At 68.9% G+C, this 26,015-nt stretch carries 26 protein-coding genes; 10 read left to right on the top strand and 16 right to left on the bottom strand.

Going from position 1 to position 26,015, the window contains the following annotated elements; genetic code table 11:
- Nucleotides 1–116: 116 nt before the first annotated feature.
- Nucleotides 117–1,637, top strand: a complete 1,521-nt coding sequence (locus tag ACYVDG_RS07905) for a PspC domain-containing protein (protein ID WP_460747752.1) — start codon at nucleotides 117–119, stop codon at nucleotides 1,635–1,637.
- Nucleotides 1,630–1,854 carry a hypothetical protein gene (locus ACYVDG_RS07900; protein WP_460747751.1) on the top strand — a complete coding sequence of 75 codons (225 nt, stop codon included), beginning with the start codon at nucleotides 1,630–1,632 and terminating at the stop codon, nucleotides 1,852–1,854. The genes ACYVDG_RS07905 and ACYVDG_RS07900 overlap by 8 nt, the downstream gene beginning before the upstream one ends.
- A gap of 73 nt (nucleotides 1,855–1,927) precedes the next feature.
- Here the strand turns inward: ACYVDG_RS07900 and rsmA are convergent, their stop codons facing one another.
- Together rsmA and ACYVDG_RS07890 are read right to left on the bottom strand one after the other, a co-directional pair.
- Nucleotides 1,928–2,818, bottom strand: coding sequence for a 16S rRNA (adenine(1518)-N(6)/adenine(1519)-N(6))-dimethyltransferase RsmA (gene rsmA, locus ACYVDG_RS07895; protein ID WP_460747750.1), 891 nt, complete (start codon nucleotides 2,816–2,818; stop codon nucleotides 1,928–1,930).
- 82 nt (nucleotides 2,819–2,900) lie between these two features.
- A complete protein-coding gene (locus tag ACYVDG_RS07890; RefSeq protein ID WP_460747749.1) occupies nucleotides 2,901–4,079 on the bottom strand; it encodes a ubiquitin-like domain-containing protein in 1,179 nt (392 codons plus the stop codon).
- Nucleotides 4,080–4,423: 344 nt separating this feature from the next.
- Between ACYVDG_RS07890 and ACYVDG_RS07885 the strand changes: the two genes are divergently transcribed.
- Both ACYVDG_RS07885 and ACYVDG_RS07880 read left to right on the top strand, forming a co-directional pair.
- Entirely contained in the window at nucleotides 4,424–5,518 is a 1,095-nt protein-coding gene (locus tag ACYVDG_RS07885) for a CaiB/BaiF CoA transferase family protein (RefSeq protein ID WP_460747748.1), read from the top strand.
- Nucleotides 5,519–6,312: 794 nt separating this feature from the next.
- Nucleotides 6,313–6,669 carry an STAS domain-containing protein gene (locus ACYVDG_RS07880; protein ID WP_460747747.1) on the top strand — a complete coding sequence of 119 codons (357 nt, stop codon included), beginning with the start codon at nucleotides 6,313–6,315 and terminating at the stop codon, nucleotides 6,667–6,669.
- A 48-nt stretch (nucleotides 6,670–6,717) separates the two neighbouring features.
- Here the strand turns inward: ACYVDG_RS07880 and ACYVDG_RS07875 are convergent, their stop codons facing one another.
- A complete protein-coding gene (locus ACYVDG_RS07875; RefSeq protein WP_460747762.1) occupies nucleotides 6,718–7,413 on the bottom strand; it encodes a M50 family metallopeptidase in 696 nt (231 codons plus the stop codon).
- A 263-nt stretch (nucleotides 7,414–7,676) separates the two neighbouring features.
- Here ACYVDG_RS07875 and ACYVDG_RS07870 point away from each other — a divergent pair, with 263 nt between their 5' ends.
- Nucleotides 7,677–7,940 (top strand): hypothetical protein, encoded by a 264-nt coding sequence (locus ACYVDG_RS07870; RefSeq protein WP_460747746.1) that lies wholly within the window; start codon nucleotides 7,677–7,679, stop codon nucleotides 7,938–7,940.
- 74 nt (nucleotides 7,941–8,014) lie between these two features.
- Here ACYVDG_RS07870 and ACYVDG_RS07865 read toward each other — a convergent pair whose 3' ends face one another.
- From ACYVDG_RS07865 to ectA, 11 genes are all read right to left on the bottom strand, one after another.
- Nucleotides 8,015–8,458, bottom strand: a complete 444-nt coding sequence (locus ACYVDG_RS07865) for an SRPBCC family protein (RefSeq protein ID WP_460747745.1) — start codon at nucleotides 8,456–8,458, stop codon at nucleotides 8,015–8,017.
- A 104-nt stretch (nucleotides 8,459–8,562) separates the two neighbouring features.
- Nucleotides 8,563–9,549, bottom strand: a complete 987-nt coding sequence (locus ACYVDG_RS07860) for an NUDIX hydrolase (RefSeq protein ID WP_460747743.1) — start codon at nucleotides 9,547–9,549, stop codon at nucleotides 8,563–8,565.
- Nucleotides 9,546–11,693 (bottom strand): RNA degradosome polyphosphate kinase, encoded by a 2,148-nt coding sequence (locus tag ACYVDG_RS07855; protein ID WP_460747742.1) that lies wholly within the window; start codon nucleotides 11,691–11,693, stop codon nucleotides 9,546–9,548. Before ACYVDG_RS07855 ends, ACYVDG_RS07860 begins: the two co-directional genes overlap by 4 nt.
- 176 nt (nucleotides 11,694–11,869) lie before the next feature.
- Nucleotides 11,870–12,811, bottom strand: a complete 942-nt coding sequence (locus ACYVDG_RS07850; RefSeq protein ID WP_460747741.1) for a lysostaphin resistance A-like protein — start codon at nucleotides 12,809–12,811, stop codon at nucleotides 11,870–11,872.
- Nucleotides 12,812–13,006: 195 nt separating this feature from the next.
- Nucleotides 13,007–13,852 carry an ectoine/hydroxyectoine ABC transporter ATP-binding protein EhuA gene (gene ehuA, locus ACYVDG_RS07845; protein WP_460747740.1) on the bottom strand — a complete coding sequence of 282 codons (846 nt, stop codon included), beginning with the start codon at nucleotides 13,850–13,852 and terminating at the stop codon, nucleotides 13,007–13,009.
- Nucleotides 13,839–14,444, bottom strand: a complete 606-nt coding sequence (gene ehuD / locus ACYVDG_RS07840) for an ectoine/hydroxyectoine ABC transporter permease subunit EhuD (RefSeq protein WP_460747760.1) — start codon at nucleotides 14,442–14,444, stop codon at nucleotides 13,839–13,841. Before ehuD ends, ehuA begins: the two co-directional genes overlap by 14 nt.
- Before the next feature lie 65 nt (nucleotides 14,445–14,509).
- A complete protein-coding gene (gene ehuC / locus ACYVDG_RS07835; protein ID WP_460747739.1) occupies nucleotides 14,510–15,247 on the bottom strand; it encodes an ectoine/hydroxyectoine ABC transporter permease subunit EhuC in 738 nt (245 codons plus the stop codon).
- A gap of 6 nt (nucleotides 15,248–15,253) precedes the next feature.
- Nucleotides 15,254–16,123 (bottom strand): ectoine/hydroxyectoine ABC transporter substrate-binding protein EhuB, encoded by an 870-nt coding sequence (gene ehuB, locus ACYVDG_RS07830; RefSeq protein WP_460747759.1) that lies wholly within the window; start codon nucleotides 16,121–16,123, stop codon nucleotides 15,254–15,256.
- A gap of 459 nt (nucleotides 16,124–16,582) precedes the next feature.
- Complete coding sequence (locus ACYVDG_RS07825) at nucleotides 16,583–16,984, bottom strand: ectoine synthase (RefSeq protein ID WP_460747738.1); 402 nt, start codon at nucleotides 16,982–16,984, stop codon at nucleotides 16,583–16,585.
- Between the two features lie 151 nt (nucleotides 16,985–17,135).
- Nucleotides 17,136–18,404, bottom strand: a complete 1,269-nt coding sequence (gene ectB, locus ACYVDG_RS07820; RefSeq protein WP_460747737.1) for a diaminobutyrate--2-oxoglutarate transaminase — start codon at nucleotides 18,402–18,404, stop codon at nucleotides 17,136–17,138.
- Between the two features lie 92 nt (nucleotides 18,405–18,496).
- Nucleotides 18,497–19,045: a diaminobutyrate acetyltransferase gene (gene ectA / locus ACYVDG_RS07815; protein ID WP_460747736.1), complete on the bottom strand. Its 549-nt coding sequence runs from the start codon at nucleotides 19,043–19,045 to the stop codon at nucleotides 18,497–18,499.
- Between the two features lie 757 nt (nucleotides 19,046–19,802).
- Between ectA and ACYVDG_RS07810 the strand changes: the two genes are divergently transcribed.
- The 3 genes from ACYVDG_RS07810 to ACYVDG_RS07800 all read left to right on the top strand — a co-directional run bounded on the left by ACYVDG_RS07810 (nucleotide 19,803) and on the right by ACYVDG_RS07800 (nucleotide 21,647).
- Nucleotides 19,803–20,066 carry a WhiB family transcriptional regulator gene (locus ACYVDG_RS07810; protein ID WP_460747734.1) on the top strand — a complete coding sequence of 88 codons (264 nt, stop codon included), beginning with the start codon at nucleotides 19,803–19,805 and terminating at the stop codon, nucleotides 20,064–20,066.
- Nucleotides 20,067–20,324: 258 nt separating this feature from the next.
- Nucleotides 20,325–20,906, top strand: coding sequence for a copper resistance protein (locus ACYVDG_RS07805; protein WP_460747733.1), 582 nt, complete (start codon nucleotides 20,325–20,327; stop codon nucleotides 20,904–20,906).
- 99 nt (nucleotides 20,907–21,005) lie between these two features.
- A complete protein-coding gene (locus ACYVDG_RS07800) occupies nucleotides 21,006–21,647 on the top strand; it encodes a copper resistance CopC family protein (RefSeq protein ID WP_460747732.1) in 642 nt (213 codons plus the stop codon).
- Between the two features lie 92 nt (nucleotides 21,648–21,739).
- Here the strand turns inward: ACYVDG_RS07800 and ACYVDG_RS07795 are convergent, their stop codons facing one another.
- Complete coding sequence (locus ACYVDG_RS07795) at nucleotides 21,740–22,501, bottom strand: PP2C family protein-serine/threonine phosphatase (RefSeq protein WP_460747731.1); 762 nt, start codon at nucleotides 22,499–22,501, stop codon at nucleotides 21,740–21,742.
- Nucleotides 22,502–23,300: 799 nt separating this feature from the next.
- On the opposite strand from ACYVDG_RS07795, the gene ACYVDG_RS07790 reads away from it, so the two are divergent.
- Both ACYVDG_RS07790 and ACYVDG_RS07785 read left to right on the top strand, forming a co-directional pair.
- Complete coding sequence (locus ACYVDG_RS07790) at nucleotides 23,301–24,575, top strand: glycosyltransferase (protein ID WP_460747730.1); 1,275 nt, start codon at nucleotides 23,301–23,303, stop codon at nucleotides 24,573–24,575.
- A gap of 17 nt (nucleotides 24,576–24,592) precedes the next feature.
- Nucleotides 24,593–25,654 (top strand): anti-sigma factor RsbA family regulatory protein, encoded by a 1,062-nt coding sequence (locus tag ACYVDG_RS07785; protein WP_460747729.1) that lies wholly within the window; start codon nucleotides 24,593–24,595, stop codon nucleotides 25,652–25,654.
- On the opposite strand, the gene ACYVDG_RS07780 is transcribed toward ACYVDG_RS07785, so the two are convergent.
- Complete coding sequence (locus ACYVDG_RS07780) at nucleotides 25,644–25,991, bottom strand: STAS domain-containing protein (RefSeq protein ID WP_460747727.1); 348 nt, start codon at nucleotides 25,989–25,991, stop codon at nucleotides 25,644–25,646. The two genes, ACYVDG_RS07785 and ACYVDG_RS07780, sit on opposite strands and share 11 nt — an antisense overlap.
- Between the last annotated feature and the right edge of the window lie 24 nt (nucleotides 25,992–26,015).

The raw sequence follows: 26,015 nt of genomic DNA, 5'->3' as shown, positions 1-26,015 counted from the left end.
CCTGCCCCTGGCCCTGCCCTGGTGTCCCGGTCAGGGTGGGTTCAGGGTCGTCCCGGATTCCCTGCGGACGCACCAGCGGTCACGATGGTTCCATGAGGAAAGTGTGGTGAGCGCGTATGACTGACGGTGAGGCGCCGCACGGCGCCCCCGGGGAGGACCGTGCCGCTGAGGAAGGGGCCCGGGGGGCCCAGGCCTCGGAGGGTCCGGCCACCGGCACCGCGCCACCCGGTCCGGAACTGCGCCGCGACGACAACCACCGGGTGCTCGCGGGGGTGTGCACCGGGCTGGGCACGTACACGGGGATCGACCCCGTCGTGTGGCGCGCGGCGTTCGCGCTGACGGCGTTCGCCGGCGGTGTCGGCCTCTTGCTGTACATCGCCGCATGGATGCTGATGCGCGATCCCCAAGGGGGTCCCGCGACCTTCGAGCAGTTGCTGAACCGGAGCATCCCGCCGCACACAGTGGTGAAGCTGCTGACGCTGGGCCTGGCCGCCGCCACCGCGCTCAGCCTGGTGGGGGGTTTCGGCTGGGGAACGCTGGTCCTGGCGATTCCGCTGGTCCTGGGGTTGCTCACCGCCCGGAACCGGGGCGTGGACCTGCGCGCGTCGCTGCTTGCCCTGCGGTCGGAGATCGCCACACACGAACCCCCGCCCGCCGGTCCGGTGCCGCAGCCGACCGCCGCCTACTACAACCCGGCCCAGCCGTGGGCCTCGGCCCCGCAGGGCCCGGTGGACCTGGCGGTGGTGTCGGAGCGGACGTCGCTCGGCTCGGACGGCCACGACGAGGACGACGAAGAGGACGACGAGGACGAGGAAGGTGGGGACGAGGACGGCAAGGACCGTGACCGGGAGCCGTACACCGGCGACGGCCACCGGCACCGGACGCGCAAGGCCTCGCCGTTGGCCTCCCAAGCGCTGTGGACCGTGGTCGTCATGGCGATCGTGGTGGGGGTGTCGGCGCAGTACGTGCACCCCTCCCTGTCGGAGATGAGTTCGACACAGCTGCTGTTCGGCCCGGAGACGGGTCCGTTCTTCATGGCCGCGGCGGTGGCGGTCATCGGCCTGTTCGCACTGGTCGGGACCTGGGCGGGCAACCCGCGCGGGCTGATGCCCCTAGGGACCTTCGCGGTGCTGGCCGCCGTCCTGGTGGCCTCGGTCGACGTCACCGCGGCGCGGATCGGTGACGTCGACTGGCGGCCCGCGACGGTCGCCGAGGCGGAGTCCGGTGACATGCGGTTGAACGTGGGGTCGGGGACGCTGGACCTGACCGAGCTGGCCGCCGGGCTCGAACCGGGAGAGAGCGTGGACGTCGCGTCCCGGGTGGACGTGGGCCACCTGGACCTGGTGCTCCCCGAAGACGCACGGGTCAACGTGGTCTCGGAGGTCAGGTGCTGCCAGGTCGAGGCGCCGACCCCGGACGGCGGGAGCGAGGAACGCAACGGCATGTCCATCACGTACGAGCAGACCTTCGAACCGACGGGGTCGGCGGAACCGGCCGAGGACGCCGACGGGCGGGAGGACACCGGGGAAACCGGGGAGACAGAGGAGACCGGGGAGGGATCGGTCCAGGACGAGGTGCCCGTGATCAACGTACGCACCGACATGGTGCTCGGGAAGGTGGAGGTCCAGTATGGCTAAGCGCAGCACTGACTGGGGTTCGTTCGTCGCGGGGCTGCTGTTCCTCGGACTCGCGGTCGCGTTCGTCGTCTGGGGCAGCGGTTCGTGGGACCTGAACGTCCTGTGGCTGCTGCCCGTGCTGGCCGTGGGGCTCGGCGTGGCCGGGCTCGCGCGGGCCCTCTTCCGGTCGCGCCCCCGAGAGATCGAGGAGCAGGCGCCGCCGCGGGAAGGGGACTGAACCCGGTCTGTTGCCCCTCTCGGTTCCCGCTCCGGTCCCGTTCCCACCCCGGACAGACCCGTCCCGAACGAATCTACTCCGGGCTGTGCTCGGCGATGGCGGCGAACTCCCCGATGCCCAGGGACTCGCCGCGGGCACTCGGCTCCACGCCCGCCGCGCGGAGCGCCGCCTCGGCGGCGGGCGCCGATCCCGCCCAGCCGGACAGGGCGGCACGCAGCGTCTTGCGGCGTTGGGCGAAGGCCGCGTCGATCACCTTGAAGACCTCCTTGCGGGGAGCCTTGGTGCTCGGCAGTGGTCGGCGGACCAGTTCGACGAGGCCGGAGTCGACCTTGGGCGCGGGCCAGAAGACATTGCGGCCGACCGCCCCGGCGCGGCGCGCCTCGGCATACCAGGCGACCTTGGCCGAGGGCACACCGTAGATCCGGCCGCCGGGCGTGGCGGTGATCCGGTCGGCGACTTCGGACTGCACCATGACGAGGACCCGCTCCAGAGTGGGCAGCAGTTCGAGCAGGTGCAGCAGGACCGGCACGGACACGTTGTAGGGCAGGTTGGCCACGAGCGCGGTGGGCGCGGGTCCGGGGACCTCGGTGATACGCATGGCGTCCCCGGGCACCACGGCGAGCCGGTCGGCGAGGTCGGGCGCGTGGTCGGCGACAGTCCCGGGCAGCGCCCCGGCCAGCGCCGGGTCGATCTCGATCGCGGTGACCTGGCGTACGTGCGGGAGCAGCGCGAGGGTGAGCGAACCGAGCCCGGGCCCCACCTCGACCACCACGTCGTCCGCACCGACACCGGCGACACGGACGATGCGGCGGACCGTGCCGTGGTCGATGACGAAGTTCTGGCCCAGGGTCTTGGTGGGCCGTATGCCGAACCGCTCCGCGAGGACCCGCACGTCGGCGGGGGTAAGCAGGCGGGACCGGTCGGCGGGGTCGGGGTCAGGTGCGGGTCTCTGTGTCACCCACACATCTTGCCAGCCGCGACCCACCTGCTCGTCCGCGCCCGCCCACTCGCCCGCGCCCGCTCACGGGACCGGCGGGGACCGGGCCTCAGTCGAAGAGGTGCACCCCACAGGTCGGCCACTGGCTCTGCCAGTCCCCACCGACGGTGTTGTAGAGCTGCTGGGCGCGCTCGGTCTGTTCACCGGGGCTGGCCTCGGAGGGTAGACCGCTGCCGCCGACGGATTCCCACGTCGTGGTGCTGAACTGGTAGAGGCCGTAGTAGCCGCCCGCGGAGTTGACGGCGGTGGCGTCGCCGCTGGACTCGCACTCGGCGAGTCCCGCCCAGTTGAGGTTCCCCGCCTCTCCGCTGTCCTCGGGCGGGTTGTCCGACTCCTCCTCGGGTTCCTTGGTGCCGACCTCCACCAGACCGTCCACCGGTTCGGTGACGACCTCCTCGGAGATCTCGTGCTCAGTCTCCTCCCCGTGGCGCAGGACGGGGAGCGTGGTCACCTCCTTGACGCCGTCCTCGGGCTCGGTGACGACCTCGCGCTCGCCCTCGGGGAGGTCGGGGTTCTCCTCCTCGACGGTCTCCGCCTCGATGACGACCTCCTCCGTCTCGGGTTCTCCCAAAGCGGGCACCACACTGATCACCGTGTCGGGTTCGACCGGCTCGTCGGGCTCCGGGGAGACGATGTCGTGTTCCCCGGTCTCGACTCCGGCCGCGTCCAGCACCTCGGAGACGGTCTCGCCGGTGGTGCGGGTCTCCGTGCGCACCGTGTCGTGCATGACGACCATGCGCGGTGCGCGTTCGGCGCTGACGTTGAGGCCGTGCGCGGGGATGAGGGTGTCGTGGGGCTGGGAGAGTTCGACCCCCTCCTGGTCGAGGCCGATCTGGTCGAGGGCCTCGCTGACGGTGGCGGCGTTCACCTGGTGGGCGTGCTCGTGGCCGTCGAGGTCGACGGTGAGTTCGCGCGGTGATCGGACGATGACGTGGTCACCCCCGCTGACGGAGGTGTCCACGGACGGGGCGACCACGTCGTGCTCTTCGAGCTCGACTCCGGCGGAGTCGAGGGCGTCCTGGACGGTTCCGCCGAAGGTACGGACGTCAGTCTCCTCGCCGTTGGCGTCCAGGGTGACGCTCTTCCCCATCGCCAGCGCGGTACCACCCCCGGCCAGGGCGACGACTAGCGCGGCGGCGACCGCGAGGAGCGGAACGGACAGGGCGGCACGACCGCGGCGGCGCTGGGAACGGCGGCGCCGCCGGCTTTTTCCGGGTTTTCCGGGCATGACGGTTGCACCCTTCTTCGTGGAAGGACGGATTCTGTGTGGGGATGACAGGAATGTGCGCCAATTCGGGCATTTTCCACCGGAGGCGACTTCTTGCCTGTTCATCTCGGCTGCGGCGCGTGGGCGCGCGGGAGGTCCGGTGACTTCTCGACAGCCGATGATCACATTAACACCACTCTCATGCAGCTTTTTGTCATCGACCGAAAACTATTCCGGGTAACCCACACCAAGTGGGCGAATTCTTCCTTCCGCCCGCCCCCACCGGTCCCCCTGGCACCGACGGGGCGTAGCCTGCACAATGAACCGAACGTCGTTCTAGTCAGCCAGAGCCTCCGGAGGCACCCATGGGACCGCTCAACGGAATCCGCGTCGTCGAGTTCACCGGCATCGGCCCGGCCCCGATGGCGGGCATGCTCCTCGCCGACCTGGGCGCCAGCGTGATCCGCCTCGACCGGCCCCAAGCCGCCGACGCCGTGAACGCGGGCTCCAGCGGACCGCACATGAGCGAGGGGCGCACCGTCCTGGGTGTCGACCTCAAGTCGGAAGAGGGCCTCTCCCGCGCCCGCGAACTCGTCGCGAGGGCCGATGTCCTCTTGGAGGGCTTCCGCCCCGGGGTCATGGAGCGCCGCGGCCTCGGCCCCGACGACTGCCTGGAGCTCAACCCCGCCCTGGTGTACGCCCGGGTCACCGGCTGGGGACAGGAAGGGCCGCTGTCGCACACCGCCGGACACGACATGAACTACCTGTCCGTGAACGGCGCCCTGCACGCCATCGGCCGCGCCGGCGGACCGCCCGTCCCCCCGATCAACCTCCTCGGCGACTTCGCCGGCGGCACGATGTTCACCATCACCGGCATCCTCGCCGCCCTCTTGGAGCGCCAGGGCTCCGGGCGCGGCCAGGTCGTCGACGCCGCCATGGTGGACGGCAGCGCGCTCCTGATGTCGATGGTGCACGAGGACCGCGCGCGGGGTTCGTGGAGCGACGAGCGCGGCACCAACTACCTCGACACCGGAGCTCCCTGGTACGACGTCTACGAGTGCGCCGACGGCCGCCACCTGTCCGTCGGCTGTATCGAGCCCCAGTTCTACGCCGCGTTCCTGGAGGGCGTCGGGCTCGCCGCCGAGGAGCTTCCCGACCAGTGGGACCCCGAGGGCTGGCCCCGGCTGCGAGCACGCTTCGCCGAGGTACTGCGCACACGCACCCGTGACGAGTGGGGCGCGGTGTTCGAGGGCACCGACGCGTGCGTGGCGCCGATCCTGTCCCTGGAGGAGGCCGCCCAGCACCCGCACATGCGGGCCCGGGGCGCACTCGTCCGCGAGGGCGACCGGACCGTTCCCGGGCCGGCGCCGCGGTTCGACCGCACCCCCGGCGGGGTCACCCGGGGCCGCCCCCAGCCCGACACGCAGGAGACCCTCAAGGAGTGGGGCCTCACGCCCTGACCGCGATGTGCGCGGCCTCGCTTCGCCGTCGCTAGCCGGCCCTTCACTGTCGTCAGTCGGCCCTTCGCTGGCCTCAACCGGCCAGTGCAATGGCCCACCCCAAGACCCCGACAAGGGCCGCGCGCACGCCCGGAAGGCTCCGCGCGGCCCGGTTCGGGGCGGTTCGACCGGTTCCACACCGATAGCGAACCCCTTCTGGCGGCACAGCCTTTACACCATCCGCCCCGCGCAAGGCAAAACACACGAGCACGACCTTGCGTCGCTCACGTCACGAATCGGCCACGGCCCTGTGGTAAGGTCCGGTGCTGGACAACCCCGGTGACGCAGATCCCAGTGCCGCGACAGGCGCTCGGGAGGCGGGCCCGGAGGGGGTCGGCCCGGCCGCCCCCACCGGTATCGGCCGGGAATGCCCGCCAACACGGGCGAGTTCGCACGAGCAGAGGACCGGAAACGGCCACCGGTCCCCGGTGGACCCGGCAAGCACGGGACTGCCGTACACCCACCTCCGTGCCCTCGAGCAGCCGTCATCACCGAATGACACGCACAGCACCAGGAACTTTCGGCCACCGGCCGTGCGTTCCCAGACTGCCGTGCTTTTCCGAGTAAACCAGGCGAGAAAGGCGTTTCCTCCCCCGGCTTCCAGCCCGGGGCATCACGCAAGGAATTTGATGAACCATCAGCTTGGCTCACGCGGTAACGCAACCAACGCACCGGTCACCACGCGTCCCCGGTGGGGCGGCGTGCGGCCTGCCTCGCCGACCCATCGGGCAAGGCCCGAGTACGCCGGAGTCGCCATGCCCGACCTGATCATCTCCACCGCCCTCCACGAGTCCGGACAGGTCCTGACCCTGGATGGGGAGATCGACATGGCCACGGAAGGCCGCTTCCAGGAAGCGGTCACAGCAGCTCTGACCACTCAGCCCTTCGGCCGTGTCGTACTGGACTGCGCCAACCTGAGGTTCATCGACTCCAGCGGTCTGCGCGTACTCATCCGCGCGCACAAGGCCGCCAAGGAGCAGCAGGCCCTGCTGGTGATCGCCGCGCCGCTGCCGAGGGTCATGCAGACCCTGCGCGTGACCTCGCTGGACACCCGCGTCCCGGTCTTCCCGTCGGTCACCCAGGCGCTGGCCGCCCCGCAGGCGGCCAGCTGACCGGCCGTCCCGGGCAGGTCCTCACGGGGGCCGGTCACACAGGCCGGATCAGAAGAGCAGCATCCACACGCCCAGACCGGTCACGGCCACGTTCACCAGCAGGAACACCATCACCCAGAAGGTGCCCGGCAGTCCGGTGAGCCGCGCCAGCTGGTCAGCGTCGGAGTGCGGCGAAGGGTTGCGCATCCGCTGGGACTGGAGCTCGATGACCGGCCGCACCCCGGCGAAGAGCAAGAACCAGATGAACAGGTAGGCGAAAGCCGCCTGAACGTCCTCCGGCGTGAACCAGCTGACACCGAAGACCAGGGCGCCGGTGAGCACGACCGACAGCACCCCGTAGAAGTTGCGGATCATCAGCAGCATGGCGGCCAGCACGACGATGCTCAGCCAGAGCAGCGCGGTGATGCGGTCCGACATCAGCATGAGGATGCCGAGCAGTCCGATCACGGTCGGGGCGACGTAACCCGCGAAGACCGTGAGGATCATGCCGATGCCCGTCGGCTTGCCACGGGAGACCGTGACCCCGGACGTGTCCGAGTGCAACCGGATCCCGGTCAGTTGGCGCCCGCTGAGCAGCGCGACGATGGCGTGTCCGCCTTCATGGGCGATCGTGACGACGTTGCGCGCCACCCGCCACGGAGGACCCAGCAGGACCGCCGCCAGGCCGACCACCGCCGTCGTGACGATGATCCACTGATCCGGGGCGGACTGTGTGGTCAGCACGTCCTGCCACACATCGCCCAAGCTCGTTCCCACCACTGGTCTCCCGAATTCCTGCGTCAACCGGTTACCGTCACAGAGCCCGTACAACCGGCACCTCGGTGGCCGGGAGGCGCGGAGAACGCGGGCCCTTGCCGAACTTTAGGGCATTTCGGGGGGTCACCGTGTCGGGCGGATGATCCGAAAACTCTCGCGGCAATCTCCCAGATGAACTGGCCAAATGTGGCCGCCACGCTTAAAGTCACCACTGTCAGTTATTGCTTCACTACTCCCAGCAAGGATTTGGCATGAAACGCGTTGCCGCGCTCACCCTCATGACCCTCGTGTCCGGTGCCGCCATCGGCATGGCCGCCTCTCCCGCCGCCGCCGGCGACAAGGGCTACGACGGCTACTACGACGTCAAGCGCACCGTGGTCGAGCAGGGCCACGGGTACGGCTACTGGGACAAGGGCGACAAGCACGACAAGGGCTACTGGTACAAGGACAAGGACGACAAGGGCAAGGACTGGGGCTGGCGCAAGGACAAGGACAAGGGTTACGGCTACTACTAGCCGTCCTCGACGCTCCGTCGAATCACTTGGGTCCCGGTCATGCGCGGCCGGGGCCCAAGCATGCGAGTGCCGGGTCAGGCCACCTTGGATTCCACGGTGTACTTGAGGCGCTCCAGGGTCTGCTCGATCCCGCGGGCGTTCCTGGCCGGAGCCCCGGTCAGTATGTAGAAGGCCGCCAGACCCCGCGAATAGTCGAAGGTCTCGGTGACAACGGTCCTCCCGCCCGCCAGCTCGGCGAACTCGTACCGCCAGCGGTGCGTGCCGCTGTGCTTCCAGGCGATGAGCCGGTTCTCCTCGAACTCCACCACCCGGTTGGTGATCCGGTAGGGAACCCCGAGCATCTTCATGTCTATGCCGAACTCGGCCCCCTCCGCCAACCGCTCCGGCCCGAACACCGCCTCCTGGACGGTTCCCGAACCGTCGAACAGGGCGTGTTGGGACGGCGAGGCGACCAGGTCGAAGATCGTCTTGGCCGGAGCGTCGACGACGATGCTCCGCGCCACCATGTGTTTGGCCATGACCGCATCATGACAGCGCTCGGCAGGCCTTACGGACCGGGGAGGGGCTGAACCGGGGGCTGCGCCAGGAAGAGTGCCGCCGGAGCGCCCTCCGATGCCCCGGTTTACTCCCGGACCCCGTGCCGCTCCACCCCCGCCAGCGCACCGTCCGCGGACACGTGCACGACCCAGAACGAACCCTTGCGCAGGCCGCGCTGCTGCGACAGCGGGGCACCCAACCGGACCAGCGCCTCGGTCATCAGGTGCGGCACCAACTCCCCATGCGTGCACACCACGGTGGGCCGCCCCTCCTTCAGGATCTCCACGAAGGCCTCTTGGGCCTCCGCCACGTCGTACCCCCGGCCTTCGCGCCCCACAGTGAGGGCTCGTTCGGTGCGCATCTCCACGCCGAACTCGACCGTGTATGGAAGCAGGGACTCCGTACAGCGCGCGGCGGCCGAGGAGACCACCCGGGACTCCCCGTAGGCCGCCAGCACGCGCGGCAGGGCCAGCGCGTCGGCCCGTCCGGTCTCGTCGAGCGGGCGCAGCAGGTCGCTGCCGGTCCACACCTGCTTCTCCCCCGCGGACAGGTGGCGCAGCAGGACGATCGGGATAGTCTCAGCGGGACCGGCCCGGAAGTTGTCCAGGACCTGGACGTCGTGATCGTAGGTGAGCCGTTGACGAGCCTCCCCGACGGCGACCCACTCCACGGTCTCCACCTCCTCGTTGGGCTCGTAGTCGATGTCCCCGCCCGGCCGCGACGGGGTGGCCGCCCACCACTCGACCTGCTTGGGCCAGCCCCCCTTGAGGTAGCGCTGCGGGGGGAGGCGGCGTCCCAGCACGGGCGTCAGGCCGGTTTCCTCCTCCACCTCGCGTACCGCGCCGATGATGGGGTGCTCGCCGCTCTTGAGCTTGCCCTTGGGCAGTGTCCAGTCACCCCGGTCGGGGCGGCGGATGAGGACCACCTCCCGCTCTTCGGGGGAACCGCGCCACAGTACGGCCCCTCCCGCCCGGATCGGCTCCAAATAACCGCCCACCGCGGTGTCCCGCGGCGGGAAGGCACTGGTCACTCGGATACCGGAGCCACCGGCTCCGGGCTCGTGGGCACTCACGCGTCCACCACCCTCAGGTGCCGGTCGCCGCGCAGGGCGTCCTGGAGGTCGACCAGCGGTTGCCCCTCCCCGTCGCGGGTGACCCGGGTCCAGGTGCCGTCGGGCTCGAGCCGCCAGGAGGAAGTGTTGTCGGACATCGCCAAGTCCATTATGCCCACCAGGCGACGGCACTGCTCGGGGTCCGAGACGCGGACCAGCGCCTCCACCCGCCGGTCGAGGTTGCGGGGCATCAGGTCGGCGCTGCCGATCCACACCTTGGGCCGCCAGCCGTCGGCGAAGACGAACAGCCGCGAGTGTTCCAGGAACCGGCCGAGGATGCTGCGCACCCGGATGTTGTCGGACAGTCCCGGGACTCCGGCGCGCAGGACGCAGCTGCCGCGCACCCACAGGTCGACGCTGACCCCGGCCTGTGAAGCCCGGTACAGGGCATCGATGATCTCTTCGTCGACCAAAGAGTTCACCTTGATGCGGATGTGCGCGGGCTCCCCCTTGAGGCTGTTCTCGATCTCGGTGCCGATCTGCTGCATCAGCCCCTGCCGCAGGGCGGCGGGGGCGACCAAGAGCCTGCGGTAGTGCTTCTTGCGGGAGAAACCGGTGAGGCTGTTGAAGAGGTCGCTGACGTCCTCCCCCACGTCCTCCGCGGCGCTGAACAGCCCGAGGTCCTCGTACACGCGCGCGGTGGTCGGGTTGTAATTGCCGGTACCCACGTGGCAGTAGCGGCGCAGCAGCCCGTCGTCGTCCTGGCGGATGACCATGGAGAGCTTGCAGTGGGTCTTGAGGCCGACGACCCCGTAGACCACGTGGCAGCCCGCGCGTTCGAGTTTGCGGGCCCACTGGATGTTGTTCTGCTCGTCGAAGCGGGCCTTCACCTCGACCAGGACCACGACCTCCTTTCCCTCGCGGGCCGCCTCGATGAGCGATTCGACGATGGGCGAGTCCCCGCTGGTGCGGTAGAGGGTCTGCTTGATCGCCACCACCTTGGGGTCCGTGGCGGCCAGGGTCAGGAACCGTTCGGTGGTGGTGGCGAAGGACTCGTAGGGGTGGTGGACCAGGACGTCGCGTTCCCGGATCGCCGCGAACAGGTCGCCGGAGGTGAGCGCCCTCGGCTCGACCGGGACCATGGGCGGGTAGCTCAGGTCGGGGCGGTCGGTGTCGGCGATCTGGGAGAGCCCGGCCAGGTTGAGCGGCCCGGGCACCCGGTAGATCTCCTCTTCCTCGGCGCCGAGCTCTTCCCGGAGGATCGACAGCACCTCTTCGCTGATACTCTGCTCGACCTCCAGGCGCACGAGGGGTCCGAAGCGCCGGCGCAGGAGCTCGTTCTCCAGGGATTGGACCAGGTCGTCGGTCTCGTCCTCGTCGACCTCGAGGTCGGCGTTGCGGGTGACCCGGAAGGCGTGGTGCTCGACGACCTGCACGCCCTCGAAGAGCTGCGGCAGGTGCGCGGCGATGATGTCCTCGACCGGGACGAAGCGGCCGCCTCCCTGAGCGGTCGGTTCGAAGAAGCGGGGAAGCGCGCTGGGCACCTTGACCCTGGCGAACATGCGGCGCTCGTCGCGCGGGTCCCGCACCGTGACGGCCAGGTTGAGCGACCGACCGGAGATGTACGGGAACGGGTGCGCCGAATCGACCGCGAACGGTGTCACCAGCGGGTAGATGGAACGGCGGAACCGGCCGTGCAGGTACTCGCGTTCTTCGGTGTCCAGTTCGTTCCACCGGACGATGCGGATGCCCTCCGCCGCGAGGGCCGGGGCGACGCTCTGCCCGAAGCAGGCCGACTGGCGGAGCATCAGCTCGTGCGTGACCAGGGACACGCGTTCGAGGAGGTCGCGCGGGTGGTGTCCGCTGGCTGAGGGAACGGACAGCCCTGTAGCCAAGCGGCGTTTGAGTCCGGCGACCCGGACCATGAAGAACTCGTCCAGGTTGTTGGAGAAGATCGCGAGGAACCGTGTCCGCTCGAGCAGCGGTATGTCCTCGTCCTCGGCGAGTTCGAGGACCCGCTGGTTGAACCGGAGCCATCCCTCCTCCCGGTCCATGAACCTGTCCGCGGGCAGTTCCTCGGCGGGCGGTTCAAGGGCGGGTGATTCCTCGACGCGCGGCTCCGGGGCCGCGCGTACCTCTGGTGCTGGTGCTGAATCCGTGCTCACAGCTGGCAGACTCCCCCCTGTCCATGACCACCCGGTGACAACTCGATGAGGTGGAAATGACCGGAATGCGACCGCTATGGAGCAGGTCTACCCACCTGTCTGTGAACCTCGGTGGACGGTCGGCAAGTTTTCGCTCTTGAACGCGCCAATGCGCGCTCCGCGCCGCCAGGGGATCGCTACTGGGCGATGCCGAGCTGCAGGTCGGGCGGCAGGATGAGGATGAACATCACCACGCGCATGGAGACGTTGAGCCACGTGTTCCGGAAGCACGCCCACAGGTAGCCGTAGAGAAGGCTCGCTGACGTGTACGTGAGCAGGGCCAGGCCCGCGTCGTGCACGAGGTCGTGGCCGGGCAGCTGCGAGACGGCGTCGTAGGGCTGGATGGCCGCATAGGTCAGTCCGAACACCACCGAAGTGGCGACGATTCCGCCCCAGCGGCCCATGAGCAGCTCCAGCCGCGTCTGCATCATGCCCCGGAAGAAGATCTCCTCGCACAGGGCGATCACGGCGAAGGCGAGCACCATGCCGTACAGGGCCAGGGAGGCTTCGGGAAGCCCGATGTGCGGCACGAGCAGGTAGGCGATCAGTCCGAGTGCGGTTCCCACGGGGACCAGGCCCGTCCAGCGCCAGGGTTCGGACACTTTCAGCGCGATGGACGGCATGGCCGTGCCCTTGCCCTCGACGGTGAGTCCGGAGCGGTCCATGATCAGCAGCGGGAGGGCGAAGAGGAACAGCAGCCGGGAGACCAGCGACACCGACATGGCGAGGTCGGCGGTGGTCCCGGTCTCGGTGCCGAAGAAGTCGAAGATCGTGGACAGCACGACCATCGACCCGCCGAAACAGACCAGCAGGAGGGCCATCCAGCCGAGTTCCCGGTTGACTGGATGTCCGTCCATGGCGGCGACGATCCGGCGGTCGAGCTCCTCGCGGCGGCCGAACGCCTGGACGACCCCCCAGGCCATCACACCGCCGATCAGCATGGGCAGCCAGGAGACCAGCAGCAGGATCGCCGAGTCACCGAAGACGTCCGCCCGCAGAACGGGATGGGCGAGTAGCGTCCCCGCGATCAGGACCGCGGCGAAGGCGACCGCCGTGGCGAGCCCCCATCTTCGCACCATGGTCACAAGAGTCCCCCCTGCCTCAGAACACACATTCTGCCCCAGGGGAAACTAAAAGCGACCTAATGACTACGGTATGTTGCAAGGCAACTCGCGTCGCCGCGACGCCCCGCACAAGCCCGCACAAAGGGGAGGGCGCCGGCCGGATCGCCGCAGCGATCCGGCCGGCGCCCTCGGGGCCCGCGCGGGCAGGTCCTACTGACCGTTCTCCAGGACCGACTTGAGGAAGGACTTGGTCCGGTCCTCCTGGGGGTCACCGAAGATCTGGTCAGGGTGCCCGGCTTCGGCGATCTGGCCCTGGTCGAACATCAGGACGCGGTGGGACACGTCCCGGGCGAAGCCCATCTCGTGGGTCACGCACAGCATCGTGATGTCGGTGGTCTCGGCCACCTCGCGCAGCACGTCGAGGACACCGGCGACCAGCTCGGGGTCGAGGGCCGACGTGACCTCGTCCAGGAGCAGGATCTCCGGCCGCATCGCCAGCGCACGGGCGATCGCCACGCGCTGCTGCTGACCGCCGGACAGCTGGGTCGGGTGGGCGTCGATCTTGTCGCCCAGACCCACCAGGTCCAGAAGCTCCTCCGCCCGGGCGCTGGCCTCGTCCTTGCTCAGGCCCAGGACGTTGACCGGTGCCTCCATGATGTTCTTCCGCACCGACATGTTCGGGAACAGGTTGAACTGCTGGAACACCATGCCGATGCTCTTGCGGCGCTGCCGCAGGTAGCCCTCACTGGCCGGGGTCAGCCCCGAACCCTTGGGCATGTGGCTGAACGGCTCGCCACCGATCCAGATGTGCCCTTCGGTGATCTTCTCCAGCGTCATCAGCAGCCGGAGGATCGTGGTCTTTCCGGAACCGCTCGGACCGATGAGGGTGACGCGCTCACCGGACTCGACGTTGAAGTCGAGGTGGTCGAGCACGGTGAGGTCACCGAACCGCTTGACCACCTTGTCGAACACGATCAGCGGCTGGCCCGCCTCGGCTCCGGCCTGGCCCTCCGCACCCGGTGGTGTCGCGTTCTCGGGGGTATCAGACGGCGGCATAGCGTCGCTCCAATCGTCGGATCAGAATGGCGGACGGAATACTCACCAAAAGGAACAGGAATCCGACCATGGTAAAGGCTTCCACGATACGGAAGCTAGCACTACCGACCCGCTGTGCCTCAGTCAGCAGCTCAGCCACACCGATGGCGATCAGCAGGGGCGTGTCCTTGAACATCGCGATGAGGTAGTTGCCCAGCGCGGGGATGACCTTCCGGATCGCCTGCGGGAGCACGATGGCCCCCCATGTCCTGCTGGTCGGCAGGCTCAGCGCGCGTGCGGCCTCCCACTGCCCCTTCGCGACGCCCTCGATGCCCGAACGGTACACCTCGGCCGTATAGGCCGCGTAGTGCACACCAAGGACCAGGACACCGACGGTGAACCCGGAGATGTTGGCCGGGGCCAGCAGGAACACGAACACCAGCTGGATCAGGAGCGGCGTCGTGCGGATGAACTCCATCACGAAGTGCACGATCGACCCGATGACGGGAACCCTGCGGATGATCGCGATACCGAGCCCCAGGGACAGGGCGATCAGGTAACCGAGGACGGTGACCTGGATCGTGACCCACAGTCCGGAGAGCAGATCGGGCATAACCTCGCCGGTGAACTCGAAGTCCCAGATGCTGTTGATGAACTCCCAAGCGCCGTTGGACTCGTTCACTTGGCCACCCCCACCTTCGTGCCCACCGACGGGGGCCGTAGGAGTGCCAGGACTCCGCCACCACCGGGCGGTATCCGGCCCAGCTTGCGGTTGGCACGCCGTTCAAGCAGCCGCATGCCGAAGATCAGCACCTGCGCGATCAGGTAGTAGAAGATGAAGGCACCCAAGAAGGCGAACACCGTCTCACCGGACGCGTCGCGCATCTGCCGGGCAGCGGCGGTCAGGTCGATGACACCGATCAGGTAGACCACAGCGGTGGCCTTCATGAGTTCGATGATGAGGTTGCCGAACGTGGGCAGCATCTGTGCCCAGGCCTGAGGGACGACCACCAGCCGCATGCGCTGGGCCCACGACAGGTTCAGGGCGACGGTCGCCTCGATCTGTGCCTTGGGCACAGCGTTGATCGAGGAGCGCACCACCTCGGCGCCGTAGGCCCCCACGTTGATGCCCAGTGCCAGGACGGCGGCGAACCAGCCGGCCAGCTGGAAGCCGGTCGCCACCGGGAGGGCGAAGGCCATCCAGAACATCAGGACCAGGGCCGCGATCCCTCGGAAGACCTCCACGTAGACCGTGGCGACCGCCCGCGGCAGCCAGTGCTGCATGGTGCCCATGATCCCGAAGAACATGGCCAGGACGAAAGCCAGCGCACTACCCAGCAGGGTGAGCTGGATGGTGATCAACGCTCCGTCGAGATAGCGCTCCCTCTGGCTGTAGAGGAACTCAAGCCATTCCACGAGGGATCAGCCCTCACAGAGTTCTTCGGTCGATGTGCCGTCGGGGAGGTCATCCTCGGTGAAGCCCCACTCTTCGCCCAGCTCCAGAAGGCGACCGCTCTCCGTGAACTCGGCGATGACGCGGTTCATCTCCTCAAGCAGTTCCTCGTCCTCCTGGCGGACGCAGAGCCCGCCCCAACCGCGCTCTTCGAAATCGTCCACGACGGGGAAGAACGGCTCGGTGACGGTGTACTCGCCCTCCAGGCCGCGCTCGATCAGGAGGTAGGTGTGGGACACCGCCAGCATGGAGACCGCGTCGACACGGCCCGCCTCCAGCAGCTCGAAAGCTGTGGTCTGGTCCGGGACGAGCTCCATCTGGCCGTCGGGGACCCCGAAGTACTCGGCGTAGTCCTGCTCGACCGACGCGTTGAGGACCGCCACCGTGAGATCCGGGTTGTCGACGAACGACTCGAAGTGCTCGATGTCGTGCGGGTTGCCCTCCGCCACGAGGAACGCCTCAGGCGTGATCGCGGTGGGCTCGGTGAAGGCCACCTCGCCGCAGCGGTCCGGTGTGATGAAGACACCGGCGGCGATGACGTCGAACTGGTTGGCCTGCAGACCCGGGATCAGCCCGTCCCACGACGTGGAGGCCGCCTGGATCTCGGGAACACCCAGCTCCTCGAAGACGGCCGCCGCGACGGCCGGGGACTGCCCGGCCGGCTCACCGGAGTCGTCGACGAACCCGAAGGGGACCTCGTTGGCGAGAGCCACCGACACGAACCCCTGTTCACGCAGACGCTCGAGGGTGTTGCCGTTGCCGTTGCCGTTGCCGTCTGCGCCCTCGTCGACCCGGCTGCAAGCCGCGAGACCAGCTGCGGCCGCACCGGCCCCTGCCAGACGGAAGGCGTCTCGGCGTGCCCAGGTTCCTCGCCGACGCGCTGGTACCTGCTTCTTCACGACTGCTCCTCGAAAACTCGCAAGAGCGGTGCCTTCGCCCGAAGGACTGAGCGAGGGCGCCGCGTATTCGGATGGTGGAATCGCCTCGTGTGGGCAGATCCGCGGTGCGGTACCGCGTCCGTGGCCGCCCCCCGGGTGCACGGGACGGCGGCGCTGGTACGGGGTGTCTCTCCCCGGGCCCGCCGTACCGTAACTACACATGTTTAGTCCGTTATGCACTGGTTATGAGCTGTGACTCATCGGGTGACCGGGCAATGAACCCCCTCCGAGCTGGTCACCTGTGCGGGGTGACTTTGGGTCTCTATTCCCGTCACCCAGGGGTCACTACCGTCGACATACGAGTGGGCGGGGCCCGGAACCCGGACCCCGCCCACGTAAAAGTGCGCAACGCTCGACGCCTTAGGCGTTCGCGTCCTCCTCGACGACCAGCGGGTAGACACCGTTCTCGTCGTGGACCTCGCGCCCGGTGACGGGCGGGTTGAAGACGCAGAGCACGCGGAAGTCCGTCTTGGGACGGACCGTGTGCTTCTCGTGGCCGTTGAGCAGGTAGAGGGTGCCCGGGGTGATGACGTGCTTCTCCCCGGTCTCCTCGTTGGTCAGCTCGGCCTCGCCCTCGATGCAGTGCACGAGTTCGATGTGGTTGGCGTACCAGAACGTCGACTCCGTGCCCGCGTACAGGACGGTCTCGTGGAAGGAGAAGCCGACCTTCTCCCGCGCCAGCACGATCCGACGACTGCGCCAGTTCTCCGTCTGGATGTCGTCGTCGGTGTCGCTGATCTCGTCCAGGCTGCGAACGATCACTTCTGTCTCCTTAACGCTCTGATGCGCGCTGAGTGCGCTGGTAATACACGGTACGGGGCCGGCCGGCGCCCCGGGTAGGGACGCCGACCGGCCCCGGTACCGAAATGGTCAAGCTCGCGGGCCGGAATCTACCGGTTCGGCGTGCTGCCGCTTAGGCGGGCTGCGCGACCTTGACGGCGGCGCGGGCACTGTCGGCCATGATGTCCAGGCCGGCGGTCAGCTCCTCGTCCGTCGCGGTGAGCGGCGGCAGGAGCTTGGCGACCTCGTCCTCGGGACCGGAGGTCTCGAGGAGCAGGCCGCGGTCGAAGCACTCCGCGGCGAGCTTCTTGGCAATGTCGCCCTCGGCGTCGAAGGCCAGGCCGCGGGCCAGACCGCGGCCGCGCACGTGCGCCCCGAAGTCGGCATGCTCCGCGGCCATCTCGGCGAGACGGGCCTCGACCAGGTCGCCCTTGGCCTTGGTGGCCTCGGAGAAGGCGTCGTCGCTCCAGAAGCGGCGCAGCGCCTCGCTACCGGTGACCATGGCGGGGTTGAAGCCGCGGAAGGTGCCGTTGTGCTCGCCCGGCTCCCACACGTCCAGCTCGCGCTTGAACAGCGTGAGCGCCATCGGCAGGCCGTAGCCGCTGATGGACTTGGACAGGGTGACGATGTCCGGCGTGATCCCGGCCTCTTCGAAGCTGAAGAACTTGCCGGTGCGGCCGCAGCCCATCTGGATGTCGTCCAGGATCAGCAGGATCCCGTACTCCTTGCAGAGTTCGGAGAGCCCGCGGAGCCACTCGGCGCTGGCGGCGTTGATGCCGCCCTCGCCCTGAACGGCCTCGACGATGACGGCGGCCGGGGCGTCCAGACCGCTGCCGCTGTCCTCCAGGAGGGTGCGCAGCCACAGGAAGTCCGGGGTCTGGCCGTCGAGGTAGTTGTCGAACGGCATGGTCGCCACGTGGTCGAGCGGCACGCCGGCGCCGCCGCGCTTCATGGAGTTACCCGTGACGGCCAGGGCGCCCAGGGTCATCCCGTGGAAGCCGTTGGTGAAGTTGATGATGGTCTGGCGGCCGGTCACCTTACGGGCGAGCTTGAGCGCGGCCTCGACCGCGTTGTTGCCGGCCGGGCCGGGGAACTGGATCTTGTAGTCCAAGTTCCTCGGTTTGAGGATGATCTCCTCGAAGTTTTTCAGGAACTCGCGTTTGGTGGCGCTATAGGCGTCGAGGCTGTGAACGATCCCGTCGTTCGTCAGGTACTCGATGAGCGGCGTCTTCAGCGCGGGGTTGTTGTGACCGTAGTTGAGCGATCCGGCTCCGGCGAAGAAGTCCAGGTAGGGCTTGCCCGACTCGTCGTAGACGTGGCTTCCGACAGCCTTGTCGAAGACGACCGGCCAGTTCCGGCAGTATCCGCGGACTTCGGACTCGAGGCGCTGGAAGGTCTCCATCGTGATGTTCCTTGGTTCCTTTCCCCAACTTCGTGGGCTCATGGCTTAGACGAGGGGTGGGTCAGGATCGCGTTTCGATCCGGTGCGGATGGTCAGTCGTCGGTGTCGGTCGCGTTCGAGCCGAAGGGCCCGATGCGGACGAGGTCCTCGGGTTCGTGAGGCTCATCGCCCTCCTTCGGGAAGTGCTCCACGCCGAAGAGCGGGCTCCAGGCGGCCTCGGTGTCCCTGCCCCGCGCGAAAGACGCGAAGAGGGCCCGTGAGGCCTCGTTGTCGGGAGTGACGGTCGCTTCGAGGTACTGAAGACCCTGCTCGGCGATGCTGTCGCCGATGAAGTCGAGCATCCGGCGGGCGAGTCGCTGACCCCGGTACGCGGAGTCGACGGCCACCTGCCAGAGGAAGTACGTGTCCGGGCTGTCGGGACGGACGTAACCGGTGACGTAGGCCGCCACCCGGCCGTCGGTGTCCCGCGCCACGACGCTGGTCGCGGCGAAGTCCCGGCACCAGAGCGTGTAGGCGTACGGGGAGTTGACATCCATCCCCGTCTCGCCGGCCAACCGCCACATGTGTGGCCCGTCCTCCGGGGAGGGGTGCGTCAGGCGCACGCCCTCACGGCCCGCGGCCTCTGCGGTCTTGGAGCCCATTGCCCCGCCTTCAGTTCGGTCGCGTGCTTGGAGGTTCGTTCGTAGATGTGGCACGTCGATCGAACTTAGCGAACGAAGGTCAAAGACTTTTCAGCGAGATTCCGCGCAGATGTTTAAGTGGTTTCAGATCGGGTAGGACTCGTCTATTTAGCAGCTTGATTCCGCCTAGATCAGCGTACCCAAGTGACGCGCGGTAGCGGCCAAGCGGCCTGCTCATACCCCGCCCATCAGGAGGTTCGGCCCTCTCGCGCCCCTCCCCGCGGACCCGCGTCGCCCAGGGTGAGGGTGGGCCCGTTCACCGGCCCCCAACAGCCCTCAGGGTCAAACATAGAGCCTGAACGGGCAATATTAAGCGTGCGTTAAGTCACACCAATTCGGTGGAAAGCTCGCGACATAACGCCCACCCGGGACTGCAGCGCACGTCACACGGCATGCCGGGCGTCCCTCGTAGCCGCCTGTACGCAGGAAAATCGCTCGGCCACGGAGCGATACGCCGGTTTCCGCCTCCTGCCCGGGCCCCACTGCCTGACGGCCGAGGAGGACACATGGGCCCCACCACCGCCGAACGTCCTTGATGAATCGCCGAGTTTCTACCAGACTCTGTGTAGTACGACCTCATGTAGTACTACAATTGGTCGCATCGCCTCGCCGCAGCCCACGCGGGTCGGACACCCCGGGACGGCAGCGCGGCCACGCACTTCGCTGAACCCACCGTGGAGCCACGGCGGGAAACACCGACAAGGGATCGGAGGCACCTGTGAACCGCCTGTACCACGACAGCGAGGACTGGGTCGAGCAGGGGAACTGCCGCTCGTACGACCCCGAGATCTTCTTCCCGGTGAGCAGCACCGGGATCGGCCGCACCGACACCGAGCAGGCCCTCGCCGTCTGCCGCAGCTGTACTGTTCGCCCAGAATGCCTGCGGTGGGCGCTCCGCGCCGGTGAAGCTCATGGAGTCTGGGGTGGAACCACCCCCGAACAGCGCCGCTACATGCGCCGCGAGCTGGCACCGGCGGTCTAGGTACCGACGGCCTAGGCGCCGAAAGGTCGAGGTGCCGACCGGGCCGCCGGGTGCGCGAAGGACCGCGCCCGGCGGCTCTCTTCTGTCCCAGACCGCTGTCCCAGACCTCCCTCCCAGACCGCTGCCCCAGACCTCCACTCCGGGTTTCCCCTCACCCGCGATTGCGCCGATTCCGGTCCCAGGTCCCGAAAGCGGGGGAGCACAACCTCACGTTGAGGGGTCTTGCGGCACCGAAAGGCACGGCCTAGGTTCACTAACGTGCGACCCGCTCACGGCATGCTCCGCCTCACCCGCACGGCGATCCTCGCCGCTGCGGCCACGGGGCTTGCCTGGATGGGACACAACCTCTGGGCCGAAGCCCCCGCCGGGGCCGGAGGGTTCCTCCTGGCCACGGCGTTCCTCTTCGGCCTCCTGTGGCGGTTCACGCGGATCATGCGGAGCTTCGGCGAGATCTTCGCCGTCATGGCCCTCGCACAGGTCGCCCTGCACCTGATCCTCCAAGGGACGGCGGGGCCCGCTCTCGCGGCCCTCGCCCCCGGAGCCGACCACACCGGGCACGGACTGCTCACGCACACCCTCGGTTTCGCGCCGGGGATGCTGCTCGCACACTTGTGGGCGGCCCTGCTCGCCGCCGCTCTGCTGGCCTACGGCGAGAACGCCCTCTGGTCCCTGGCCACCGCCGTCTCCCGGGCGCTGCCACACCTGCTGCGCGTACCCGACCTCACGTTCGGCGTCCCCGGGCGGGCGCTCACCGCGCCCCGGCCCACGGCGCCCACTCCCCCCGTGCCCTCGGCGCACGGCCCCCGCGGGCCTCCCGGTTCGTCCGCGCTCCGCCTCTGACCTGAGCGAGGCGGGCTCTGTCGAAGACACCCGGCAAGCACGGGCCAGAACCCGTGCCTTCCGGGTGCGAACCGTACGTGATCGGCCTGAGAGAAGACCATGAGAAAATCCCGCACCGCAGCCCTGATCGCCCCCTTCGCCGCGGCTGGCCTGCTGCTCGCGCCCTCGCCCGCGCTCGCCCACGACGTCCTCATCGATTCCGACCCCGAGGACGGCGCCACTCTCGACGCCCTTCCCGAAGAGGTCGTCCTGACCTTCAACAACTCCCCGTTGGAGAGCGGTGAGGGCAACGCCATCGTCGTGACCGGCCCCGACGGCGAGACCACCTACGAGGAGGGCGGCCTGGACTTCGACGGACCCGACGTGTCCGTCGGCCTGGCCCCGTTGGACGAGGAGGGCGAGTACAGCATCGGCTACCGCGTCGTCTCCTCGGACGGCCACCCCATCCAGGACACCCTCACCTTCACGGTGACTGAGGAGGCCGTCGCGGAAGCCGCGCCCGACGAGGAGGAGGAAGCGGACGAGGAGGAAGCCGCCGAGGACGAGGCGGCGGAGGAGGAGTCCATCGACGAGTCCCCCGCCTCCGCTGAGGACACGGCCGCCGACGAGGCCGGCACCTCTCCGATCATGGTCCTGGCCGGCGTCATCGCCGCGATCGCGGCCATCGGCGCGGTCGTCCTCGTCATCGTGCGCATGCGCAACCGCCCCGGAGCGCCCTCGGGAGAGGGTTCGGGGCAGTAGTAGCCCGGAAATAACCCGAACAGCGGTCACCGAAGGCTGAGGGCCCGCACGCGTGGAGCGTGCGGGCCCTCAGCGGTTGATCTGGGGACGGCCTACCTGCGGCGGGCCAGCAGGATACTGATGTTGTCCTTGCCGCCCGCCTCCATGGCGGCCTGCCACAGGGCGTGCACGGCGGCCTCGTCGCTGCCGGCCTCGGCGATCATCCGTTCCATCTCATCGGGCATCACCAGGTCCGACAGGCCGTCACTGCACATGAGCCAGGCGCTGGGGTCGGCGGCCTCGTCCCGGCCCACGTGCGGGACCATCGAACCACCCGCACTGCCGCCCAGGGACTGGGTGATGAAGTTGGTGGTGACGGGGCGGCCGTCCTCGGAGGGAGGAAGCGCCGGGGAGTCGTCTTCGGAGAGCTGGCGCAGGTGGCGCCCCTCCAAGCGGTAGGTGCGGGAGTCTCCGACGTTGAACCAGAAGTTGCCGTCGCTGTTGAGCAGGACCCCCGCGACCGTGGTCCCCATGCCGGAGAACTCGGTGTGCTGCAGCGCGTGGTCCTTGATCTCCTCGTCGACGTTGGAGAGCAGCTGGGCGATCTCCTCCGGTCCGTTGAGGCGCGGCCCCATCTCGGCCATGCGGTGCACCGCGTGCTCGGAGGCGATCTCCCCCGCTGCCTGACCGCCGATCCCGTCCGCGACCGCGAGGATCACCGGCTCGCTCACCGGCAGCACACAGCGGACCGGGGAGGTCATGTTCGCGCTGGCGACGGTGAGTGCACCCATAACCACGGAATCCTCGTTGGCGGGGCGGATAGCGCCCCGGTGCGTGAGGGCCGTGACAATGACTTCCCCACCAGCGACACCCATACGCCATTCCTCCCGTTTCGTCGGCCGTGGCCGGTTGCCCGGCGTCCGGCGCCGGACCTTGATCGAGTCCCGTTCAACGTCTGGATTCTGTAACCGTACCGAGCCATCGCCGGAGTCGGTCAAAATCCGCGTACATCATGGCGGAAAACACCCGGATATGCAGTTCCCGCACCGGTTTTCGACGCCGAAAGTGTTGTGGCGGTTGAGCCAGGGACGTGTGTTGTGTCGGCGTCCGGTACCGATCCGACAGTAGCGGTGCTGGAACCCGGCCAACAGGGCCTATCGCCAGGTTCGGCGAACCCGCAGCCCAGCGGGCCTCCAAAGCGGAGCCGCTGAGTCCCGCACAGTGGTTCGGTATGCGCATCCGGACGCACTGAGGGCTCCAGCACACGTTGTCGCCGCACCCCTGGTCTGGCAGAATGGGGTTCGTTGGGTGTCTAAGACGCAGACACACACGGCCCGCGCCGCGCGCTCCTCGCAAGCAGGTACGCGCGGTGGCTCGAAACTCTCTCGACGGTCGTTTGGTGTGGTCCTCTGTGCGTCGAACCCTTCCCCCCTCCCCGGTATCCGCTGACCCTGCGCCCTCCGAGCGCACGGAGCCCAGTGCTGCCCGACGCCCGCCCCCTCCGCTACGCCCTGAGCCTCCAGGGCCCGGTCACGCGGCCCCCGGCGCCGTTCCCTGAGCAGCACGCCCCACCGCAAGACAGTCATGCTCGGGAGGGTTCCGATTCCCCGCTCCGGAGTCCCCCCGGGCCCATCCACAACGGACACCGCGGCGGTGTCCAAGGAGTTCAGCCCAGTGAAGATCGCTATGGTCGCCGAACACGCCAATCCCCTCCCCGCCCACCGGGGCGAACCCGCCTGCCCCGCGAGCCTGCACGTGTGCGCTCTGTCCCGGCAGCTCGCCAAACGCGGCCACAAGGTCACCGTCTATGTGCGCCGGAGTGACCCCGAACAGCCGGACGTCCGTACACGCATGGCCCGCGGCGTCTCCGTCGCCTATCTGGACGCCGGCCCCGCCCAGCCGCTCGGTGAAGGCGAGCAGGCCGAGCACACCGGGGCCTTCGGGACCGCGCTCGCGTCCGTCCTCGACGAGGAGACACCCGACGTCCTGCACGCCATCGGCTGGACCAGCGGTCTGGCCGCACTGCACGCACAGGCGCACAGCGAGAAGGACCAGAGCAAGACCCCGATCGTCCAGACCTTCCACTCGCTCAACGCCAGCGAACAGCGCTCCGGCCTCACCCACCGGCCGGACCGCGCCCGCATGGAGTCGATCCTCGCCTCCCGTGCCGACCACGTCCTGGTCAACTCCACGGACCAGCAGGGCGAGCTGGCCCGCCTCGGCGTGCCCCGCCACCACGTGAGCGTCGTGCCCTTCGGCGTGGACCCCGACCACTTCAGCGTCGAGGGCAGCGCTTCGGCGGAGCCGTGGCAGACGCGCCGCGAAGAGCGGCCCCGGCTGGTCTCGGTCACCTCCCTGACCGAGACCGGGGGCGCCGAACGCCTCGTCGAAGCGATGGCCCGTCTGCCCGAGGCGGAGCTGCTGCTCGTCTCCACCGCGGACGACCAGGACGTGGCCCTGGACGGGAACGCCCAGCGGATCGAGCTGCTGGCCAAGGAGGCCGGGGTCAACGACCGCGTGCACCTGACCGGCCCGGTGGAGCGCAAGGAACTCCCCCGCCTGCTGCGCTCGGCCGACGTGTACGTATCCGCCGCCTCATACGACCCCTACGGCGGCGCCGTGCTGGAGGCCATGGCCTGCGGGCTTCCCGTGGTCGCCACCGCCACCGGAGCGGTCCCCGAGGCCGTTCTGCACCGCACCAGCGGCGTCCTCATGCGGTTCGGCCGCCCTGAGGAGGTCGCCCGCTCCGTGCGCGCGGTCCTGAACACGCCCACCATGAGCACCGCCTACGGCATCGCCGCGGTGGACCGCGCGCGCTCGCGGTTCACCTGGCAGCGCATCGCCGTCGAGACCGAGATCGCCTACGAGCGCTCCCGTCCGCAGCAGAGCGAGCGCGACGAGCCCGACGAGGACGAGGCGGACCTGCTCCTGTCCGGATCCATGAACTGAGCGATTCCACCCCGACGATGACGTTCGAACACCAGGGACTGCTCTTTCGCCGCGAGAGACGGTTCCACGAAGTGGCACGGGAGCGGCTGCGGGCCGCCGTACGCGAAAACGCGCACGTCGTGCTCGCCGTCGCCGACCCGTCCGCGCTCCTCAGCGGACTCTCACCGTACGAGCGCGGACGAGTGGTCGTCACGGACAGGGACACCCTCTACGGCGCGCCGGGGCGTGCCCTGGCGGCCCTGCACCGGATGGCCCTGGCCCACGACCCCGCCCCGGTCGAGGTGATCGCCGAACCGCCGCTGGCCGGAGGCGACCGCGACCCGGACACTGGGGGCAGCGCCGACGGCGCGGGGGGCACCGCCGACCCCGCGATGGAACTCCGCGAGTGGCACCGGTGGGAGTCGGTACTGAGCACCGCGCTGGCACCGATGCGCATGCGGCTGCTGTGCGTCCACGACGACCTCGCCCTCAGTCCGGGCGCCCGCTCAGCCGTCCGCGCAACGCACCCGGAACTCGTGGAGTCCGGCGGTGCGCGCCCCAACCCGGCCTACCGCGGGACCGCCGCGTTCGGTACCCGCCCCCGCTCACCGGAGCCGCTCCCGGTGGACGGCCCCGTGCACCGCCTGGAGATCGGCCAGTCCCTGCCCCGGCTGCGCGGTGACCTCACCGCTCTCGGCGACTCCCTCGGAGTGGAACCGGACCGGCTGGACAGCCTGGTCGTGGCGGTGAACGAACTCGCCGCCAACGTGATCGAACACGGAGCCGGGAAGGGCACCCTGCGCGTGTGGCGCTCGGCGGACCGGTGGGTGTGCGACGTCTTCGACGATCGGGGCGGCCTCATCGACCCGTTGGCCGGGTACCGACCGGCCGACAACCTCCGCACCCGCGGCTACGGCCTGTGGATCACGCGGCAGACCTGCGATTACATGGAGATCTGCGGCGACAGCGAGGGGTCCCTGGTACGACTGCACTTCGTCGACGGCCGGGCAGGCGACAGCCCGGCAGCCGGCAGCCGGGAGTACAGCAGCCGGGCCCGGCCCGGCGAACAGGCGGGCCGGGGTCGGCTGCTCAACCCTTGAGTGCTCCCACAGCGTCTCCGGTACTCGCGTCGATCGGGATGACCTGGTCGATGCCGGCTATCACGAACAGCCGGTTGACCTGCTGCTGAGGTTCGGTGACCACGAGGCCCAATCCCAGGTCTCTGGCCTGGCGGAAGGCCGAGACCAGGACACCGATACAGCGTGAGTCGCAGAAGCCCACTTTGGCGAGGTCAACCACCACCCCCTTAGGCAGCGGGGCAGTGAGGACCTCGTCCAGCGCCTCCGCCAGCGCCGGGGAGGTGATCGCGTCCATCTCCCCCGCGGGTGTCACGATGACGACGTCATCCTCGCGGCGGATCGGGATGTCTGGCGTCACGCTCGGTTCTCCTTGTCGTTCGCA

It is taken from the genome of Nocardiopsis oceani (genome assembly GCF_054777395.1).
This window is presented reverse-complemented; position numbering and strand designations above follow the sequence as displayed.

Excerpts from the sequence above, each read along its gene's own strand:
- ACYVDG_RS07905 (WP_460747752.1), top strand. The coding sequence starts at position 117 with ATGACTGACGGTGAGGCGCCGCACGGCGCCCCCGGGGAGGACCGTGCC.
- ACYVDG_RS07900 (WP_460747751.1), top strand. The coding sequence starts at position 1,630 with ATGGCTAAGCGCAGCACTGACTGGGGTTCGTTCGTCGCGGGGCTGCTG.
- ACYVDG_RS07890 (WP_460747749.1), bottom strand. The coding sequence starts at position 4,079 with ATGCCCGGAAAACCCGGAAAAAGCCGGCGGCGCCGCCGTTCCCAGCGC.
- ACYVDG_RS07885 (WP_460747748.1), top strand. The coding sequence starts at position 4,424 with ATGGGACCGCTCAACGGAATCCGCGTCGTCGAGTTCACCGGCATCGGC.
- ACYVDG_RS07880 (WP_460747747.1), top strand. The coding sequence starts at position 6,313 with ATGCCCGACCTGATCATCTCCACCGCCCTCCACGAGTCCGGACAGGTC.
- ACYVDG_RS07870 (WP_460747746.1), top strand. The coding sequence starts at position 7,677 with ATGAAACGCGTTGCCGCGCTCACCCTCATGACCCTCGTGTCCGGTGCC.
- ACYVDG_RS07865 (WP_460747745.1), bottom strand. The coding sequence starts at position 8,458 with ATGGCCAAACACATGGTGGCGCGGAGCATCGTCGTCGACGCTCCGGCC.
- ACYVDG_RS07850 (WP_460747741.1), bottom strand. The coding sequence starts at position 12,811 with ATGGTGCGAAGATGGGGGCTCGCCACGGCGGTCGCCTTCGCCGCGGTC.
- ehuA (WP_460747740.1), bottom strand. The coding sequence starts at position 13,852 with ATGCCGCCGTCTGATACCCCCGAGAACGCGACACCACCGGGTGCGGAG.
- ehuD (WP_460747760.1), bottom strand. The coding sequence starts at position 14,444 with ATGCCCGATCTGCTCTCCGGACTGTGGGTCACGATCCAGGTCACCGTC.
- ectB (WP_460747737.1), bottom strand. The coding sequence starts at position 18,404 with ATGGAGACCTTCCAGCGCCTCGAGTCCGAAGTCCGCGGATACTGCCGG.
- ectA (WP_460747736.1), bottom strand. The coding sequence starts at position 19,045 with ATGGGCTCCAAGACCGCAGAGGCCGCGGGCCGTGAGGGCGTGCGCCTG.
- ACYVDG_RS07800 (WP_460747732.1), top strand. The coding sequence starts at position 21,006 with ATGAGAAAATCCCGCACCGCAGCCCTGATCGCCCCCTTCGCCGCGGCT.
- ACYVDG_RS07795 (WP_460747731.1), bottom strand. The coding sequence starts at position 22,501 with ATGGGTGTCGCTGGTGGGGAAGTCATTGTCACGGCCCTCACGCACCGG.
- ACYVDG_RS07785 (WP_460747729.1), top strand. The coding sequence starts at position 24,593 with ATGACGTTCGAACACCAGGGACTGCTCTTTCGCCGCGAGAGACGGTTC.